Origin of the sequence: Beijerinckia mobilis, assembly GCF_000745425.1 — a bacterium.
Taxonomy (GTDB): Bacteria; Pseudomonadota; Alphaproteobacteria; order Rhizobiales; family Beijerinckiaceae; genus Beijerinckia; species Beijerinckia mobilis.
The window spans coordinates 26,914-45,485 of record NZ_JQJH01000003.1 but is presented as its reverse complement, the minus strand read 5'-3'; the positions used below and the strand labels follow the sequence as shown (position 1 = coordinate 45,485).

Sequence of the window (18,572 nt, the reverse complement as noted above, 5' to 3'; positions counted from 1 at the left end):
GGGTTCCATGCAAATTATCGATATGCGTTGCCGTCCGGCCTATCTTCATGACTTTTTCGGTAAAACTCCAGGAACCGCAGAGTTCGACACGGCGCGCTGGCTCAACCGCCGCGTGGGAACGCGAGGAAGCGACACACATTTCACCCGATCTGCGACCCACGATGGTTTCATAGCGGAAGTGAAAGACGCGGGTCTGACAAAGGCCGTCGTCGTGGGTCGTCATACTCCCGCGCAGCACCTGCCAAATGACACGATTCATCAGATCGTGACCTCTTCGTCGCTTTTGGAGGGGATCGGTGCAGTCGATCCCGTGCTGCAAGGTGAAAAGGCCGCGCTAGACGAGGTCGAGCGGGCGATTAATGTATTGGGTCTGAAGGGGATCAATCTGGAATCGGGGTTCGGTTCACCCGCCCGCCATGCGGATGACCCAGTGTATTTTCCTCTCTACGAATTGCTGACGGCAATGGACACACCCCTGTTCTTGATGAGCGGGCCGACCACGCCTGATCCGCGCTTCAATGATCCAGCCGCGGTCGGCAATATCGCACGGCAATTTCCTGCATTAAAGATTGCCGTCTATCATGGCTCTTGGCCTAACGTGCAGCAAATCATCGGCATCGCCTTTCGTTACGAGAATGTTTCCATTATTCCGGACATGTATCTGTTCCAGCCAGGTACTCAGAACTATGTAGATGCTGTCAACAGCTTCCTGAGCGATCAATTCCTGTTCGGCTCTTCCTATCCCTTCCGCCCCATCGGTCAGACGATCGAGGATTTTCAGAAGATCGGCTTTCGTGAGGAATATCTGGAAAATTTGTTCTCCAAGAACGCCATGCGTCTTTTGAAGCTATAGAGACTTTCCCGCTTCACTATCGTAAGCTATTCCTTTGTAGTCTGTATGGCACGCTCGGCGATAAATGACGGATCTGTTTAAAATGTATTATTGATGAGCTTTGCATCGCCACCCGCCGCAGCCGTATTCGTCGTTATCGTCATCTCTGTACAGAAACGATCGAGGTAGGACGGTCCGCCAGCTTTCGGACCCGTACCGGAAAGACCAAAGCCACCAAAGGGCTGTGTCCCAACAACAGCGCCTATCATATTCCGGTTTATATAGATATTTCCGGCAAGCCTGCGGGAGCGGATTCTCTCGATTACACTTTCCAGCCGCGAGTGTATGCTAAGGGTCAATCCATAACCCATACTATCGAGGCTATTTAATAGCTTATCAAGCTCCTCGGCCTTGTAGCGGAGGACATGAAGAACAGGTCCGAATACTTCCCTATCGAGCGTCTCAGGAGTCTCCAATTCGAGAATTTGAGGAGCGATATAATAACCCGCAGATGGCACGTCAGAAGGTGCCTTTCCGGCGTAAAGGGTGGTTATTCCGGGTCGCGCCGTCTCAATATAGGCATGAAGACTTTTGTAGGCAGTTTCATCGATGACTGGCCCAAGATCCGTCTCGATGATGGCGGGATCACCCACACGCAAGGTTTGAACGGCCCCCAAGATGAGATGCAAACACGCATCGGCAATTTCCTCCTGAAGGCAAAGAAGCCGAAGGCTTGAACATCTCTGGCCTGTGGAGCGAAAAGCCGATGCAAGAACGTCATCGCAGACTTGCTCAAGCTGAGCGGAGGCTTCAACAATCATTGCGTTGATCCCGCCCGTTTCTGCGATCAGGGTGGCGATCGGCCCACCTTTCTGCGCGAGTGTCCTATTAATATCTTGTGCAACGGCCTCAGAACCCGTGAAGACGACGCCCGCAATGCCTGGCAGTGCCACCAGCGCCTGCCCTACTTTGCCATCTCCCTGAAACAAGTGCAGCGCCGCAGTCGGGATGCCACTCTCAAGCAACAAAGTGACCGTTTTTGCTGCGATCAAAGGCGTCTGTTCTGCCGGCTTCACCAAGACGGCATTACCGGTGACAAGGGCCGCAGCAATCTGCCCGATGAATATCGACAAGGGAAAATTCCACGGGCTGATACAGACGAAAATACCGCGTCCTGTTTTCATATAAATGTTGGATTCGCCAACCGGCCCAGGCATGGTTACAACGTCACCAAAACGGCGCCGCGCTTCAGCGGCATAATAACGGCAAAAGTCGATGGCCTCACGCCATTCTCCCACCGCATCATCGAGCGTCTTGCCCGCTTCCTTTTGCAACAACCACAAGAGTTCGGGGGCTTCAGCCTCAAGCCTCTCGGCGCAACGATCAAGACAAGCCGCGCGCTCCGATACCGTCACCCTTGACCAAGCACGAAAACCGGCACGGGCATCCTCCAGACTCTTTGGAAGGCTCTCAATCATCGTTTCGTAGACATTGCCGATCTTTGTACCGTCAATGGGCGATAAAACTGCCAGTTGTTTTCCGCTGTTGTTTGTATCCACCACCGGCTGCATGACAGAAATGTGCGGATGCACCTCGGCAATTCGGTTGAGCAGGGATGTTACTGCCTTCCGGTCGCCAAATTCTATGCCGGGAGCGGTCTTTCTCTCCGGCATATGCAGATCGCATGGCAGGCGAAGACGCGCCGAGCGCGCCTTCGCCGCTTCTCCAACCGCTGCATGCGGTTCAATCAAAAGCGCATCAATCGGAACATCGGGATCGCCGAGCCGCGAAACAAAGGAGGAATTGGCTCCATTTTCAAGCAATCGGCGCACAAGATAGGGCAACAGGTGCTCATGGGCTCCGATCGGCGCATAGACACGGCAACGACTTTCCGGGACCTGCCGATGCAAAGCGGCATAGAGATCCTCACCCATGCCATGCAAACGCTGAAACTCAAATGTATTCGCACCTTTTGCATATTCCACGATGCTGGCGATGGTCAAAGCATTATGTGTGGCAAATTGCGGATAGACATGATCGCGCGCGGCGAGCAGACGTTTGGCACAGGCAATGTAATTGAGATCGGTCATAGCCTTGCGTGTAAAGACCGGATAATCGGCCAATCCGCGCTCCTGGGCGCGCTTGATCTCGGTGTCCCAATAAGCCCCCTTGACAAGCCTGATCATCACCCTCCGGTTCTGCTGCCTGGAATGAGCAATGACATGATCGATCACCGCCAAGGCACGTTTCTGATAGGCCTGCACGGCGAGCCCAAACCCGTCCCATCCATCGAGTGACGGATCGCGCAACAATGCGTCGACGATATCAAGCGAAAATTCGAGCCTGTCTGCCTCTTCGGCATCGATCGTAAAATTCAGATCATAAGCCTTCGCCTGCTGCGCCAGCGCCGTCACTGCAGGAAGGAGTTCCGGCATCGTCATCTCCTGCTTGCGCGCTTCATAGCGTGGATGCAACGCTGACAGTTTGATGGAAATCCCCGGACGCGCAGGGAGAGGATGGGGACCAGCCTTTCGCCCAAGAATTTCGATTGCCCGCGCATAGGCCGCATAATAGCGTTTGGCGTCTTCAAAGGTCCGCGCGCCTTCTCCCAACATGTCAAAGGAATAATAAAGGGCACCGTGATCGGCGCGGGCACGGGCAAGGCCTTCCTCGATCGTGCGGCCAAGTACAAAATGATCACCGAGAATACGCATGGCACGCCGCGCCGCCACGCGGATCGTCGGGGTACCGATATGGCGCGCAAGAAAGGCGTTGAAGCCGTCTGTCGCGGTTCCAGCCGCAATCACCTGTGCTGTCGTTCCCAAAGCCCAGTCGGCCATGGTCACGAGGAGGGGATCCTGTCCGGAAGCAGGTCGGGACCGCGGATAAAAAGCGAGTTTTTCGGCGATCAGCCGATCGGCAGTGGCGTCGTCAGGTACGCGCAACAAGGCCTCGGCCAACATCATCAAGGCAAGACCTTCCTGCGTCGAAAGCGAATATTCTCTTAAGAGATCATCGAGGCCACCGATTTTCGAATTCCGTTCGCGGACGGCGCGAATAAGGATTGCGGCCCGTTCCTTGATGCGCGCCCGCATCGCGGGCTCCCATTCTGACTGCCGCAAGAGATCATCCGCCAACGATTCATCGGTTGGCGCATAGGGAGCGGAGAAAGGAAGGATTGCCGCGCTGGAAGTCATATCCCGTTCCCTCTCCGATATATCCCCTCGCGCCGGCATTATGCGCGCGGTCATTGTATAGAATGTATCAAAACAGAACTCGGGAGAAAGCTCCCGAGTTCTGTTTTCCATCAAGTTTTTGGCTCGGCCGTGAGGCTGAAACGAATGATCATCGCCTCAATGTCCACAATGGACTTATCATGCTCATGATCGCTTCCACCATCGTTTCCCGGACAGGTCCCGATGCCGGTGCTTCGAATTCCGTCATTTCAAATCCGACCAATTCGACCGAAGCGACGAGCACCTGGAGCATGTCGCGGATTGTTTGTGGTTCTATCCCCGCGTCCACCCGATATTCAGCCGGAAAATGCAAGGGATCGATGACATCCGTATCGATGTGAAACCAGACCGGCGCTCCACCGACAGCATCGAGCAAAGCATGATGGTCAATCCGGCCATCATGGGCACGCAACAATGTCACGTGATGTTCATCAATCAACGCCTGTTCTGCAGAGTCGATATCCCTTTGTCCAACGAGAATGATACGATCGGGAGACAGCCCCGTGCCGAGGCCGGAATCCCACAGGCCGCAGAGCGCCGTCAGTACCATGCCGCCAAGGTAGCCGGTGGGCGTCGATTCAGGGGTGTTGAAATCACCATGCGCGTCGCACCAGATCACCTTGGCATCGGGCCGATGACGCAAGGCGGCGGCGATCGTCGCGAGACTCGCCCCGCATCGATTGGCGAAAATCATCGGAAACCGGCGTTCACGCATGAGGCCATCGATCGCCGCGCCGACTTCGAGAAGGTAGGGCAAAGCCTTGTCGAGACTTTCCCGCCAGCGCAAATTCTGCGCCGCTTCGGGTTCACCGAGTTCCTTCAAGGGCGCGCCAAGACGCCGCGCGGCGGCTTGCGCGAGAAGCGAAGCGCCCTGCATGCCGCCCTGCGTATAGCGGTCACAGACCCATCCGCGCAATGCGACCACGAAAGGGTCGGCATCCTGAACCAGACGATAAGCGCCCGGCTGCGCTTCGGGATGAATGTACGGCCGGGTGAGGGTCCGGGTGAGGGTCAAGGTCATTTCGCGTAACTCAGCCTCGCAACAGAAGAAGAAGGGGAGGAAAGAGAACAATCATCGAGAGCCTCGCGGAAAACCCGCACGGCTGCCAAAAGATCGTCCTCGGCAATGACGAGCGGCGGAGCGAAACGGATCGTCGTCGCATGCGTCTCCTTGGTCAGGACGCCGCCTTCGAGCATTTTCATGCAGACATCCTTGGCATTAATCAGCGCCGGATCGAGATCGACGCCAGCCCAAAGACCCTTGCCACGCACGGCGCGAATGGCTGGATGATCGATGGCCCGCAAGGCGTCGAGCAGGATAGTTCCGAGTCTTGCGCTGCGCTCAGGGAGCTTTTCCTCCCGCAGAACCCGCATCGCCTCGCGCGCGACAGCCATCGCGAGCGGATTGCCGCCGAAAGTCGATCCATGGCTGCCGGGGTCGAAGACATCCATGAGCGCGCGTCTTGCCACGAAAGCGGAAACCGGCAGAAGACCGCCACCAAGCGCCTTTCCAAGAATGATCCCGTCGGGTTTTGCATCCTCATGCTCGAAGGCGAAGGTGCGGCCGGTACGGCCAAAACCAGACTGGATTTCATCGAGGATCAGCAGAATACCGTGTCGATCGCAAAGGCGCCGCACGGCGGAAAGATAACCAGGGGGTGGCAGAACGATGCCCGCTTCCCCCTGGATCGGCTCGATGAGGACGGCGGCCGTGCATGGCCCGACCGCCGCCTCCAAGGCTCCGGTATCGCCAAACGGCACCATGACGAAACCGGGCGCAAAGGGACCGAAACCGCGGCGCGTCGCAGCATCGGAAGAAAAGCCGATGATCGTGGTGGTGCGGCCATGAAAATTGCCGGCAGCGACTATGATTTCGGCTTTATCATGCGGGATCGAAAGCCGGTCATAGCCATAACGCCTGGCAGCCTTGATCGCCGTCTCGACCGCTTCCGCGCCTGTGTTCATCGGCAAGCAGGCATCAAGCCCCGTCAAACCGGCGAGATCTTCGCAAAATGGGCCGAGGCCATCCGTATGAAAGGCTCGGGAAACAAGATCCACCCGGTCCAGCTGCCGCTTGAGCGCCGCGACCAGACGCGGATGCAGATGGCCGAAGCTCGCGGCGGAATAGGCGCTCATCATATCGATATAGCGGCGCCCCTCCTCATCAAAGAGGCAGGCGCCCCGACCATGCGTCAGAACGACGGGCAGCGGCGCGTAATTATGCGCCCCGTACCTCTCTTCAAGACCGATCACATCCTGCATCAAACGATTGCCCGCGCTGGTTTCGACGACCCTCATCGTGATTGTAATCATGCCATGAGCGCGGGCGTATTTGGGTCGAAAATCCGTCGATTTACCGTATGATCGACGAAAGAAGCCGCCGTTTACCGAATAATCATCGGCGTTTATTCCGGCGTATTTTCAATTTCTTAGAAAAATGTACCAAGAAGCGGATAACGCCCCGTCGCATGAATGGCGGCGGCGGCAAGCGACGCGATCGGGTATAGTCTCTCCACCATGAAGAGTAGCGGGATGATCCCATGACAAGGCGGCATCATGTCGATGAGACCGATCTCCGGATCCTGAAACGGCTGCAACTCGACGCGCGGCTCAGCAATGTGCGCCTCGCCGAAGACGTCCATCTTTCTCCAAGCGCCTGTCTGGAACGCGTGAAAACTCTCGAAAAAGATGGGTTAATCCGGCGCTATCTGGCCGATTTCGATCTGCCGAAGATCTGCAGCTTTGTAATGCTGATGGTCGAGGTCATCCTCGAGAACCACCGCGAAGCCGATTTCGACCGCTTCCTCGCGGCGATCCGCAAACGTGAGGAAGTCCTTGAATGTCTCAAGATTGGCGGCCGCATCGATTATCTGATGCGGGTTATCTGCCGCGACATAGACCATTACAATGAATTGTCGGATTTCATGAGCCGCGGCGATCTCGGCGTGGAGAAATTCCACGGCCATGTTGTCCTGGCGACGGACAAGGCCTTTGAAGGCTATCCGCTCGATCTCCTGATCGAGCCACGCGGACAACCGTGATCATTTAATCTTATTTACGCAAACCAATGATCATTTCGTTGTATATCCACCATTGATCAGGATCGTCTGGCCGGTGATCCACCAACCTTCCGAAACCAGAAAGCGAATGAACGGCACGACATCCTCGATATCCGTCAGACCTGTTTTCGAGAATTTCGAAAGGGCCGCCGCCGTCTTGTGATAGGCGACCGCATCCGCCCCCTCGGCAGGATAGAAGAAAGGTGTATCCATCGGGCCGGGACCGACCGCCGTCACCGAAATACCGCGATCACCGAATTCCTTCGCCGCCGCGCGGGTAAAATGTTCGACGGGTGCCTTGGTGCCGGCATAAGCCGCATAGAACGGTGTGAAGGCGCCGAGCAGCGATGTCACCAAAGTCACGATCGCGCCATTGTCATTGAGATGCCGACCGGCTTCCTTCAGGAAGAAAAAAGCCGATTTGGCGTTGACGGCAGCCATTTCGTCATATTCAGCTTCCGAAATCTCGATAATCGGCTTTTTCAGCACCTTGCCGACAGTATTGATGGCAATGTCGGGCCGGCCGACCGCCGCGATCACGGACGCAAACAATTGTTCCATCGCGCCGGCTGTCGTCAGATCAGTCTTGAATGCGACAGCCTTGACGCCCGCCGCTTCGATCGCGGCAAGTGTTTCCCGGGCGGCGGCTTCGGAGGCTGTACTATTGTAGTGGATCGCAATCGCTTTGGCACCGTGCTGCGCGAGATCGCGTGCAATCAGACCACCCAAATTCTTGGCTCCTCCGGCGATGAGAATGGTCTTTCCCTCGATCTTATGGTCGCTCATGAATCTTGTCTCCCGTCACACGCAACCCGACGATGCGTCCCAAAAATCCGGCTGCAGATTATTTGTTTGGCTTGCTGGATAAAGCAGGCTTATATGGATTCATTCGTCGGAATATCCGAACAATAGAGCCATTCTTGGATCGGATCGATCTTCTGCGCATTTTCGTGCGTGTCGTCGAAAGCGCGAGCTTTACCAAAGCCGCCGAAACGCTCGGCCTCCCACGCTCATCTGTCTCCACGGCGGTACAGACGCTGGAGGCCCGCGTAGGTGCGTCTCTACTGCATCGAACGACGCGCCAAGTGTCTCCGACACAGGACGGTATGACGTTTTTCGAGCGCAGCCAACGCCTCCTCGCCGATTATGACGAAGCCGAAAGCCTGTTTCGAGACGCCTCCGCAAAGCCGCACGGCTTGTTGCGGATCAATGTGCCAAGCCGCATTGGCCATTCCATCATAGCTCCTGCCCTACCCGGCTTTTTCTCCGACTATCCTGATATCAGCCTCGAATTGCGCAGCACCGACCGTCTGGTCGATCCGATTCAGGCCGGGATCGATTGCGTCATCAGGGTTGGACCATTGAGCGATTCAAGCCTCATCAGCCGCAAGATCGGCAATCTCGCCCTCGTCAATTGCGCGGCCCCAGCCTATCTCGATCGTCACGGCACGCCGAAGACAATCGATGATTTGTCGCGGCATCAGATCATCACCTATCTCTCACCCTTGAGTGGACGGCCGGAAGAATGGGAATGGGTAGACAACGGACGAAGCCACGGCGTGCAAACGCCGACACGAATTTCCGTCGATGATGCGGAAGCCCTGATCGCCTGTTGTCTGGCGGGCCTCGGCCTGATCCAGATTCCCTTCTATGATGTCGCGGATTATCTGAAAGCCGGACGCCTCGCCACATTCATGCCGGATCGGACCGCAGCGCCCATGCCCATCAGCCTGCTCCATCCCCACAGGCGTCCCCTCTCGCGCCGGCTTCAGGTTTTCATCGACTGGGTTTCGGCGCTCTTGCTCGCGAAAACGCGGCTGTAGTAGTCTGTCGTCGCGGAATGTCACCCAATGAGAGCAGTTTGGAAACATTCGAACACGCTCTAAAAACGCGCCCCTCGTGCATTCATGTCATCTTTGCAAACACATGAAATCGCAGAGCGATTCAACGTAACGAAAAATGCTCTAATGCGCGAGGCGCTCCAAAAGGTCGCGAACATGGACCTGATCGGCTTTGTAATTGCCGGTCAGCGTGTACATCACCAGATTGATACCGCCCCGCAGCGCCATCTCATGCTGACGGCGGTCACCCGGGATCAACGCATAGAGGCTGTCGCCATAGGCATCGGCAGCCCATCCGGCAGCGAGATCATTCCCCGTGATGATGATGGGCGAGACACCATCGCCCGAGCGAACGGGCCGCGCGTCGCCCTGGTTCGTCTGCGGTGGCAAAGCCTCGATCCATGTCGTCCCGTTTTCGTAGCGGCCAACGAAAGAATCGAGCAGATAAAAGGTTTTGGTAACGACATGATCAGCCGGCACCGGTTCGAGCTGAGGCACGTCGACCCCTTCGAGGAGATGACGCAGCCATAGAGCCTCCGGCGTGGGTGGACCACCCGGCCGTGCCGTGAAGGCATCGCGCGTGTCGAACAGAATGGTACCGCCCTGCTTCATAAAGGCCGAAAGTTTGCCTGCCACCTCGGGAGGTGGCTGTGGCGCATTGGCGGCCACTGGCCAATAGAGCAAGGGGTAAAAGGCGAGTTCATCCTTTGCGGGATCGACCCCGATCGGCTCTCCGGGCACCATGGAGGTCCGGGAAGCGAGAGCGCGGGAAAGGCTGATGAGCCCGGCATGGCTTGCCGCATCGACCTTCGGATCATTGCTGCGGACATAGGCCAGGCGGGTCGTCAGTGCCGATTCCTGGTCACGCTGGTTGATACCGCGCAGATCATCCCTGCTCGCCCCATTGGGTGGCAAAGCAGCCGCCTGCACCGTCTGACGCTCGGCTTTGGCAGCCGCATGGGCCGGCCCGGCGGAAGGCAAAATCACCCCAGCGCAAAGGATCGAGAGGAAAGCGACCGCAAGGCGACGGGAAAACCGCGCCCATCCTCCCGCGAGCCAGAGCGAAGCCGCGGCATCGACGAGGAATAGCAGGAAGACGATAAAGATCAGAAAGGCGCGCAAATCCACCGGACGCGCCGCTTGCAGGATCTGCTCGCGCAAGGAAATGCCTTCAAGATCAACGGCCGTGAGACTGTCACCGGAAGCAAGGGCATTCACCGCAAACAATGCCTCCGGCGGACCATAAAAGCCCGGCGGATGCTCGGCATCCGGCGAACCAGTGAAGGGGACAGGCAAGGGCTTCGCCAAGGGCGACGGCGCACCAAGCACACCAAATCCGTCAAGCGTGCGCCACGGCGCCAATGTCTGCCCATGATTGGCACCCGCAAGAGGATGAACCGAGGCGTTCTCATCGCCGTCCGCTAAGGCTGTGCCCTGGCGCGGTTCCATTCCGGCGGAGAGGCCGACGATCTTGCGCAGCATGTCAACGAAGAGGCCAGACAGCGGGAGATTGGACCAGGTTGTATCCGCCGTAACATGAAACAGGATGATCATGCCCTTGCCGCGCTTCTCCGCCGTGACGAGAGGTGTTCCATCCGACAAATGTGCCCAGGTTTTCGCCGTCAAACCCGCGTCCGGCTCGGCCAGCACCTGGCGCGAGATAGTGACCTCCTCAGGGATCGCCAGCCCGAAAAACGGGCTTTGCTGATCGAACGGAGCCAGATGTTTCGGTATATCCCAGGAGAGCGAGCCGCCAAGCACCCTGCCGCCGCTCCGTAATCTGACCGGCACAAGATCATCCTGGGCTCCGGAGAGACGCACACCGGCAAAACGCACCAGAATGCCGCCCTGTTCGACGAACTGGACTAGTTGCTCATGCGCCGCGCTCGACATCGAGCCTATATCGGCAAGGACAAGCACATTGACTTGTTCGTTTAGCAAAGTCCCGATCGGATCGGGCGTCCCAGGCCGCACTTCACGAACATCGGCAAAAGGCGCCAGCGCCCGCGTGAGATAATAATTCGGTGCGAGCAATGGCTGCGACACATCCGCCGTCTCGCCGCTGATCACGCCAACCCGCCGGCGCCTGACGCTTTCGTCAAGCAGGGAAACGGCTCCTGCCGAAGCTTCCCGTTCGATTTCGAGGCGCGCGATATCATTGCGCAATTCGATCGGCAGATCGAAACGCGCCTGCGTCCGTGGACCCTGATCCCAATGGAAACCGGCCTCCGCGATCGTCATTCCCTTGGCATCGCGCGCCCGAACGAAACCATCGTTCAAACCCTCTCCCCGAGAACGCAGGACGTCGATCTCAAGGGCGCCAGGAGCATTCCTCGGATTGGCAAGACCATGCACGGCTTTGGACTCGCGCAGCACGATCAATTGCGGTCCAAGGCCGGCAAGCTTTTCCGCGAAAGTGCGGGCATTGCCTTCTTCAAGCCCATCGCTGATCCAAACGATCGCGGCGGGTTTTTCCTTGCTCACGAATTGCTCGACGGAGCGCAACACGCTGAGATGATCAGGCCGATACGGTACCGGCTTGATCGCCCGCAGATGATCGAGGGCGCGCGCCGCTTCCATGGCCTCGATCTCACGGCTTCCTTCGGAAATCGAGGCGAGCGCCACGGGACGTCCTTCCTCGCGCCAGGCATCAATATGCTGCATGGCCGCGCTCATGCGCGCATCCCAGTTCGGAGCGGCAGGCCAACCATCATCGATCACGATCAGCAGCGAGCCCGGCGAAGCGGCAAGCCCCGGCAAAGGGTTCCATATGGGACCAGCCATCGCCAGAATGAGCAGGGCCGCAATCGCCATTCTCAGCGCCAAAAGCCACCAGGGCGTATGATTCGGTGTCTCTTCCTGCGGCCGCAACCCGAGAATGAGCCGCAGCGGCGGAAATGGGATCTGCCGTGGCCGGGGCGGCGTCGCGCGCAAGAGAAAATACAAGAGGGGCAGCCCGGCAAGCGCCACAGTCACGGCGGGAAGTGTAAAAGCGAGCGGCAAGCCGAACATCAAAACTCCCTTGAAGCCTGTCGGATGGCTTCGAACCGCTTCCCTCGAATCATCAAGGCTCCAACCATCCAGTCTCGAAAGACCGAGGCTCCAGATCAAAATCCCCGGCTAGACCTCTAGATCCGCATCATAGTTCCTGCTTCAAGACGCATGCGCAAGGCCAGCAAGGCTTCCGAAGCCGGCCGGTCCGTGCGATGGAGCAATAGGCTCCAGCCTCTTCTGGATGCGATCCGCGCGATCGCCTCACGATGCGCGGCAAGCCTTGTTTGATAATCCTGCGCGAAATGCTCCGCGTGACCGACACGGAAACGCGCTGGGGAATCGACATCGACCAGTTCGAGATGGCCCTTGAATGGAAAGGTCTCCTCAACGGGATCGGCAATCATCAGCAGATGGCCCCGCGCGCCCTGTGCCGCAAGACTGTCTATCACCGTGCCAAGTTCCTCTGGGTCGCAAAGAAAATCGCCGATCAGCAGGGCCTGGGCGCCCCGCGGCAAGGGAAAGGCCTCAGGCATTTCGGCGGCTCGGTAGCCCGGGGTGCGCTCTTCCTTAATCCAGGCATCGGCCAGACGTTCGATGATCCGGCGTGTCGCCTGCGGCCGTGTCAGGCCGATGAGACCGATTCTCTCGCCACTCGCGACGAGAAGATCGGCAGCGGCGAGGCCAAGGACAAGGGCCCGATCCACCTTCGATTGCCGGGCAAGGCTCGAGACGAAATGCATGGATGGGCTGCGATCGACCCATAAGAGGATCGTATGGGCTGCCTCCCATTCCCGCTCGCGCACATAGAGCATCTGGTCACGCGCCGAGCGGCGCCAATCAATCCGGGAAGCAGATTCTCCGGATGAATAGGGGCGAAATTGCCAGAAGCTCTCCCCTGTGCCTGGCCGGCGGCGGCCATGGACACCATGCATGACACTGGCGGCGATCTCATGCGCCATGACGATCAGCGCCGGAATGCGCGCGGCAAGCTTCAGCGCCTCATCCTGCCGCGCCGAATCGAGGCCATGCTGCCCTGGATCGATAAGCGAGATATCGGGCACGATGCGCGGCTCCCCGCTTTACGGGAGAAGACCGACGAGCTGGCCGATCACATCATCGATGCCAAGCCCCTCTGCCCGCGCGGTAAAGGTCAAAGCCATGCGATGTTTGAGGATCGGCAGCGCCAGCACCTTCACATCCTCGATGGAGGGCGACAGCCTGCCCGTCACCAGCGCGCGCGCCCGGCAGGCGAGCATGAGGGATTGGGCGGCGCGTGGCCCCGGCCCCCATGCGATATGTTTCGTCACCTTCGGATCACCCTCTCCCTCACCGGGACGTGCCGAGCGCACGAGATCGAGGATCGCCTCGACAACGGAATCGCCGACCGGCAGGCGGCGGACAAGACGTTGGGTCGCCATCAGATCATCAACGCTCATGGCGGCTTTTGCGACCGTCGGGGTTTCCCCCGTGGTTTCGATCAGGATGCGGCGTTCAGCGGCGCGATCCGGATAAGCGACATCGATCTGCATCAAGAAGCGGTCGAGCTGCGCTTCTGGCAGAGGATAGGTCCCTTCCTGTTCGAGCGGGTTCTGGGTCGCCAGAACATGGAACGGCTGCGGCAGATCATGCCGCTCGCCCGCGACCGACACATGATATTCCTGCATCGCCTGCAAGAGCGCGGATTGCGTCCGAGGACTCGCCCGGTTGATCTCATCAGCCATCAGCAATTGCGTAAAGACCGGCCCCTTGATGAAGCGGAAGATGCGCTTGCCTTCGGCATTTTCCTCGAGCACTTCCGAGCCGAGAATATCGGCCGGCATCAGATCGGGCGTAAACTGGACGCGGCGCGCATCGAGGCCGAGCACGGTGGCAAGCGTTTCGACGAGCTTGGTCTTGGCAAGGCCCGGCACACCGACAAGCAGGCCATGGCCACCGGCGAACAAGGTCACGAGCGCCTCTTCCACCACGCGCTGCTGCCCGAAAATGATCGCCTCAATGGCGTTGCGAGCCGCCGCTATACGGTCCAGCGTCTCCTCGGCGCTGCGAATGATGGCATCTTCAAGCGATGTCGTAAGCACTTGGGGCATCAACTGGCCTTTCGCCAACCTTTGCCTCGCAAAATGAGACAAAGAACAGATCAGGAAATCGTATGGAGGAAAGCGTCGAACTCTTCCGACGCCCAACTCGACTGGAAAGCCTTTGCAGCGCAGGCGTGGACCGATGGTTTGGCATGCCCGGAACTGAGCAACGATACGCCCTTGCCAAGCTAAAGCCCTGTTGAAAAATCAGGATATCGGCATTGGTCCACGATATTTCCCGTGACACTGAGGAAAAGCAAGTGCGCACTGCTGCTGCTCCGTGAATTCTCCTTCATGAATTTCCTTCGGGGCAATAAGGCGATGTATCGGATGCGCGCAAAGCTCTCCGTTTTATAAATCATTAAAATCTCTGAAAAAACTGCCTCCCTTTCGCTGTGATGCGATGAAAACGCAGCAATGACCTCGGCTTGTTTCATGAGAATAAGATGCGAAAATGGTGTGGAGATTGTGGCCTCGATTTATTGTCTCCCCAATCCGATCATGAGATGCGCAAGCAATGGATGATAAGCTACCTTCCTTCGGGCCTGTCGCATCTGGCCTCGCCACCTTCGCGCGGGAAGCCGCGGCAAGCGACCGCGAAGCGGCCCTGCCCCCTGTCGATCTCTGGAACCCGCCCTATTGCGGTGCCATTCCGATGTGTATCGCGCGCGACGGGCGCTGGTTCTACCAGGGAACGCCGATCGAACGGCCTGCGTTGGCGCGGCTCTTTTCCACTTTGCTGCGCCGGGACAAGGATCGCTATGTCCTCGTAACGCCAGTCGAATGCGTCGGCATCGAAGTCGAGGATGCGCCGTTTCTGGCAGTCGAGATGCGTTGCGAGACTGGTGAGGACGAAACCCGCATTTCCCTGCGCACCAATTTCGATGATTGGGTGCCGGTGGACGCCGCCCATCCCCTGCGCTTCGAGACATTGCCGGACGGTGGCCTGAAACCCTATCACCGGGTACGTGGAGACCTTTGGGCGCTTGCGACGAGAGCCTTGCTTTACGAACTGATCGACGCTGCAACGGTCGAGCCCTGCCATGGGCAGTCCTGGTTCGGCATCCGCTCCGGCGATTGCTTTTTCGCCATGGCGAAAGCCGAGGAGATGGAGGAAAAGCCTTGATGGCCTTCATGACCCTATTCATCGGCATTCTCTCAACGCCCGCACATTATCGCTGCAAGCCATGCAGACGAGCCTGAGACCGAGGACTTCCGCGCTTTTGGAACGGGCGGAAGTAACCCGGATCTTCTCAATATTCGATGGCGATGGCGAAGAAACGCGTCTCGTCGGCGGCGCCTTGCGCAATGCGCTGACCGGCCGGCACGTTCATGAATATGATTTTGCCACAACGGCCCTACCTGAAACCGTTCAGGCCCGCGCCACGGCCGCTGGTCTCAAGAGCGTTCCAACCGGCATCGAGCACGGAACCATCACCGTCATCATCGAAGGGGAACCTTTCGAAATCACGACCTTGCGCGAGGATGTCGAGACCGACGGGCGTCATGCCTTGGTCAGTTTCGGTCGCGACTTCGCACTCGATGCGCATCGCCGTGATTTCACCATCAACGCCCTTTCAATGGATCGAAAAGGCCGCCTTTATGACTATACGAACGGGCTTGCCGATCTCGCGGCGGGCCGCGTCCGCTTCATTGGTGACGCGCGCCAAAGGATTGTCGAAGATTATCTGCGCATTTTGAGGTTCTTCCGATTTTCAGCCGAATTCGCGGAGGGTTCCCTCGATCGCGAAGGATTCCACGCGGCGATCCGGGAAAAGGAGGGTCTGCGGCGCCTGTCGGCCGAGCGTGTCCACGTCGAATTACTGAAATTGCTCTCGGCCCGGCGAAGCGGCGAAATCATCCCTGAAATCGCGGAAGCTGGTCTTTTTGCTCCACTTCTGCCGCTCGTGCCCCATACGGGACGGCTTGCCCGTTTCATCGCCATTGGACTCACAGAAACGCAGGACCCAATCCTGCGGCTTGCCGCGCTTTTTACCGAAATTCGGGAAAATGTCGTTCCTCTACGCGGGCGGCTCGCTCTTTCCAATGCAGAAACCACACGCCTTGATCAGGCGATGCGCCTCATGGAACAATTGCACGGCGAGGGCGCGCCCAACGAAGCGGCGATCAAGGCTCTGCTCCTGCGTCACCGGAGCATAGCACTGGGCGATGCCTTCCTGCTGCAATGTGCGCAAACTTCGGATGAGAATGCCGCTGGCTGGCAATTGGCGCATGCCTGCTTGAACAGCATGCCTCAGCCTAAACTGCCTTTTTCCGGTGCCGATCTCCTGGCTTTAGGGGTCCAACCCGGGCCGATCATTGGCCAGACCCTGCAAAGACTAGAGCAAGCCTGGATCGAGGCCGGCTTTCCGGATAATGCTAGGGATCTCAATATTCTGCGCGATAGGATTCTCGCTACAGTGCCAAGAAAGTCGTGAGTATTGAGGAAATGTCCCGCGCGGGAACAAACGCCGTGTCTTTCGACTTCACCAAATAAAATGGGCAGCCCGCTCCCTCAAACGGGCTGCCCAGGGCAGCCTTGCGTGGCATGAGCCACGATTGATTTTGCATCTCCAGACAAAATCAACGCTGCCGTGAATCTTCGATTTGAAGCTTTGTTATGCAATTCCAAATATTTGGAATTGCATTATTTTCATCGAGCGAATCCGAAAACGCATTCGCATTGTGCGGACAGACCGAAGCCGCGAAAAGCTGCCTCAGCGCATAATGCCCGGCTGTTTCGGCGGACCATCGAGATAATTCGGCTCGACACCCTCAGGATCGATGAACACCTCTCCACCCTCGATCTTCAGTGGATATTCGGCAAGCTGGCAAGGCTTACCTTTCGTGCATTTGCCGGTCGAGCCATCGAACAGCCATTCATGATGGCGGCATTCGAGACTCTTGCCGTCAAAACGCGCATCGGCCAGCGGTTCCTTGGCATGAGGGCACATGCCCTGGAATGCACGCGGCTGGCCGTCCTGCGGCCAAATGATGAGGCAAAGCGTGCGATTGGCGACGGCAACGTCATATTTGCCCTCGATCAACTCAGACTCTTCGCAAACCTTGACGAATGCCATTCAACAACTCCTGGTTTTGGATGAAGCAGCTCACCCGTCCGAATTTGTTTAATTCCAAGAATGCAAGCGGCAAGCCAGCCAAATGCATTGTTTCTGAACGGGCAGCCCGGCATGAGCGGCAGTGAATCCATGCCGGCGCTCAACCGGTCACGACCCGCTTGATGCCAACTGCGGGATCCGCCAGCTTGTGCGGATCGACCATTTGCCTCGTGGCGATGAATTGGCGGCCGCCCATGAATTCCGCCGGGGAATTGACCGCTTCCACGGCCTGGATGTGGTCGCCACACATATGGAAGATGGCGAATTTTTCACTCGTCGTATCACCTCTGACGATCATGCCATCGCAATCAAATGGCAGGCCCGCAATCTGCAATTTGACGTCATATTGATCAGACCAGAACCACGGCACGACAGCCTCCGGAGCGGGCTGGCCAAGAATCGCGCAAGCCGCCTGTTTGGCCTGCTCTAGCGCATTGGCGACGCTTTCGAGGCGCCCCATGCGCTCTTGATAAAGGGGAAGCGGACGCGAAGTGACATCGCCGAGCGCATAGATGAAAGGATCGGATGTCCGCGCGTCGAGATCGACCCTGACGCCATTTTCGCAGGCAAGGCCCGCCGCGCGGGCAAGCTGATCGCGCGCAAGAGCTCCAATGCCAACGACCACGCTGTCGCAGGCAAATTGCCGCCCGTCGGCCAGACACACGGCGGTAACTTTTCCTGCCGCGTCACCCTCAAGCGACGCTACTTCCGCGCCGGTTTCGATGCGCACTCCCTGCGCTCGATGATGGGATGCATAAAAACTCGAAAGCGGCGCGCTCGCGACACGCGCTAGGACACGCTCCGCGCGCTCGATCACGGTGACTTCAGCGCCGAGCTGGCGCGCCGAGGCGGCGACTTCCAGTCCCACGTAGCCGCCTCCGATCACGGCGAGACGGCTTCCCGGCTGCAACATCTGTTTCAGCCGCTTGGCCTCGGCGAGCGTCCGCAAGGCGAAAATATTGGCAAGCTCCGCTCCGGGAACCGTAAGGCCGCGATTTTCCGAACCCGTCGCCAGGACCAGAATATCGTAAGGCAGGGCCGTGCCATCGGTGAGATGAACCTGCCTTTTCTCCGGCGTGATCGCCGCGACACCATCGCCCGTACGCACCTCGATGCCCCGCTCCTCGTAAAAGGAGGGATTGCGCAACAGCAGGCTATCCTCGGTGGCCGCTCCTTTCAGATAATCCTTGGACAGAGGCGGCCTTTGATAGGGGAACCATTGCTCATCGCCGATGAGAAGGAGCGGACCTTTATGGCCCATGTCACGCATCAGACCTGCGAATGTGCCGCCGGCATGGCCCGCACCGACCACGACAATCCGCGCAAGGTGCGGATCGGGCTCATTCCCCATCTTTCTTCTCCAAGAGCAAATCGACCATGAAACTCGAACCCGGCCCCCACAAGGCCGGGAGC

Annotated in this window: 14 protein-coding genes; 5 read left to right on the top strand and 9 right to left on the bottom strand. The window is 58.2% G+C overall.

What is annotated here, in order from left to right; translation table 11 throughout:
* Positions 1–7 precede the first annotated feature (7 nt).
* Positions 8–853, top strand: a complete 846-nt coding sequence (locus DL88_RS04235; RefSeq protein ID WP_034992459.1) for an amidohydrolase family protein — start codon at positions 8–10, stop codon at positions 851–853.
* 77 nt (positions 854–930) lie between these two features.
* Here the strand turns inward: DL88_RS04235 and putA are convergent, their stop codons facing one another.
* The 3 genes from putA to rocD all read right to left on the bottom strand — a co-directional run bounded on the left by putA (position 931) and on the right by rocD (position 6,366).
* Positions 931–4,029, bottom strand: coding sequence for a bifunctional proline dehydrogenase/L-glutamate gamma-semialdehyde dehydrogenase PutA (gene putA / locus DL88_RS04230; RefSeq protein WP_034992456.1), 3,099 nt, complete (start codon positions 4,027–4,029; stop codon positions 931–933).
* A gap of 148 nt (positions 4,030–4,177) precedes the next feature.
* Complete coding sequence (locus DL88_RS04225) at positions 4,178–5,089, bottom strand: arginase family protein (protein WP_051955580.1); 912 nt, start codon at positions 5,087–5,089, stop codon at positions 4,178–4,180.
* Positions 5,086–6,366: an ornithine--oxo-acid transaminase gene (rocD, locus tag DL88_RS04220; protein WP_370736383.1), complete on the bottom strand. Its 1,281-nt coding sequence runs from the start codon at positions 6,364–6,366 to the stop codon at positions 5,086–5,088. Before rocD ends, DL88_RS04225 begins: the two co-directional genes overlap by 4 nt.
* Before the next feature lie 242 nt (positions 6,367–6,608).
* On the opposite strand from rocD, the gene DL88_RS04215 reads away from it, so the two are divergent.
* Positions 6,609–7,109 carry an Lrp/AsnC family transcriptional regulator gene (locus DL88_RS04215; RefSeq protein ID WP_034992453.1) on the top strand — a complete coding sequence of 167 codons (501 nt, stop codon included), beginning with the start codon at positions 6,609–6,611 and terminating at the stop codon, positions 7,107–7,109.
* A gap of 30 nt (positions 7,110–7,139) precedes the next feature.
* On the opposite strand, the gene DL88_RS04210 is transcribed toward DL88_RS04215, so the two are convergent.
* Positions 7,140–7,913, bottom strand: coding sequence for an SDR family oxidoreductase (locus DL88_RS04210; RefSeq protein WP_034992448.1), 774 nt, complete (start codon positions 7,911–7,913; stop codon positions 7,140–7,142).
* A gap of 134 nt (positions 7,914–8,047) precedes the next feature.
* Between DL88_RS04210 and DL88_RS04205 the strand changes: the two genes are divergently transcribed.
* Complete coding sequence (locus DL88_RS04205) at positions 8,048–8,950, top strand: LysR family transcriptional regulator (RefSeq protein WP_034992940.1); 903 nt, start codon at positions 8,048–8,050, stop codon at positions 8,948–8,950.
* A 141-nt stretch (positions 8,951–9,091) separates the two neighbouring features.
* Here DL88_RS04205 and DL88_RS04200 read toward each other — a convergent pair whose 3' ends face one another.
* From DL88_RS04200 to DL88_RS04190, 3 genes are all read right to left on the bottom strand, one after another.
* Positions 9,092–11,980 (bottom strand): DUF4159 domain-containing protein, encoded by a 2,889-nt coding sequence (locus tag DL88_RS04200; RefSeq protein WP_034992936.1) that lies wholly within the window; start codon positions 11,978–11,980, stop codon positions 9,092–9,094.
* A 116-nt stretch (positions 11,981–12,096) separates the two neighbouring features.
* Positions 12,097–13,023: a DUF58 domain-containing protein gene (locus DL88_RS04195; protein WP_034992444.1), complete on the bottom strand. Its 927-nt coding sequence runs from the start codon at positions 13,021–13,023 to the stop codon at positions 12,097–12,099.
* An 18-nt stretch (positions 13,024–13,041) separates the two neighbouring features.
* Positions 13,042–14,049 carry an AAA family ATPase gene (locus DL88_RS04190; protein WP_034992441.1) on the bottom strand — a complete coding sequence of 336 codons (1,008 nt, stop codon included), beginning with the start codon at positions 14,047–14,049 and terminating at the stop codon, positions 13,042–13,044.
* A gap of 508 nt (positions 14,050–14,557) precedes the next feature.
* On the opposite strand from DL88_RS04190, the gene DL88_RS04185 reads away from it, so the two are divergent.
* Positions 14,558–15,166 (top strand): DUF1285 domain-containing protein, encoded by a 609-nt coding sequence (locus DL88_RS04185; protein WP_034992437.1) that lies wholly within the window; start codon positions 14,558–14,560, stop codon positions 15,164–15,166.
* A gap of 61 nt (positions 15,167–15,227) precedes the next feature.
* A complete protein-coding gene (locus tag DL88_RS04180) occupies positions 15,228–16,478 on the top strand; it encodes a CCA tRNA nucleotidyltransferase (RefSeq protein ID WP_034992433.1) in 1,251 nt (416 codons plus the stop codon).
* Positions 16,479–16,757: 279 nt separating this feature from the next.
* On the opposite strand, the gene DL88_RS04175 is transcribed toward DL88_RS04180, so the two are convergent.
* Together DL88_RS04175 and DL88_RS04170 are read right to left on the bottom strand one after the other, a co-directional pair.
* Positions 16,758–17,120 carry a Rieske 2Fe-2S domain-containing protein gene (locus DL88_RS04175; protein ID WP_034992431.1) on the bottom strand — a complete coding sequence of 121 codons (363 nt, stop codon included), beginning with the start codon at positions 17,118–17,120 and terminating at the stop codon, positions 16,758–16,760.
* A 139-nt stretch (positions 17,121–17,259) separates the two neighbouring features.
* Complete coding sequence (locus DL88_RS04170; protein WP_034992428.1) at positions 17,260–18,510, bottom strand: NAD(P)/FAD-dependent oxidoreductase; 1,251 nt, start codon at positions 18,508–18,510, stop codon at positions 17,260–17,262.
* Between the last annotated feature and the right edge of the window lie 62 nt (positions 18,511–18,572).

Coding starts and splice junctions, on each gene's coding strand:
- DL88_RS04225 (WP_051955580.1), bottom strand. CDS start 5,089: ATGACCTTGACCCTCACCCGGACCCTCACCCGGCCGTACATTCATCCC.
- putA (WP_034992456.1), bottom strand. CDS start 4,029: ATGACTTCCAGCGCGGCAATCCTTCCTTTCTCCGCTCCCTATGCGCCA.
- DL88_RS04235 (WP_034992459.1), top strand. CDS start 8: ATGCAAATTATCGATATGCGTTGCCGTCCGGCCTATCTTCATGACTTT.
- DL88_RS04175 (WP_034992431.1), bottom strand. CDS start 17,120: ATGGCATTCGTCAAGGTTTGCGAAGAGTCTGAGTTGATCGAGGGCAAA.
- DL88_RS04215 (WP_034992453.1), top strand. CDS start 6,609: ATGACAAGGCGGCATCATGTCGATGAGACCGATCTCCGGATCCTGAAA.
- DL88_RS04180 (WP_034992433.1), top strand. CDS start 15,228: ATGCAGACGAGCCTGAGACCGAGGACTTCCGCGCTTTTGGAACGGGCG.
- rocD (WP_370736383.1), bottom strand. CDS start 6,366: ATGAGGGTCGTCGAAACCAGCGCGGGCAATCGTTTGATGCAGGATGTG.
- DL88_RS04190 (WP_034992441.1), bottom strand. CDS start 14,049: ATGCCCCAAGTGCTTACGACATCGCTTGAAGATGCCATCATTCGCAGC.
- DL88_RS04185 (WP_034992437.1), top strand. CDS start 14,558: ATGGATGATAAGCTACCTTCCTTCGGGCCTGTCGCATCTGGCCTCGCC.
- DL88_RS04210 (WP_034992448.1), bottom strand. CDS start 7,913: ATGAGCGACCATAAGATCGAGGGAAAGACCATTCTCATCGCCGGAGGA.
- DL88_RS04200 (WP_034992936.1), bottom strand. CDS start 11,980: ATGTTCGGCTTGCCGCTCGCTTTTACACTTCCCGCCGTGACTGTGGCG.
- DL88_RS04170 (WP_034992428.1), bottom strand. CDS start 18,510: ATGGGGAATGAGCCCGATCCGCACCTTGCGCGGATTGTCGTGGTCGGT.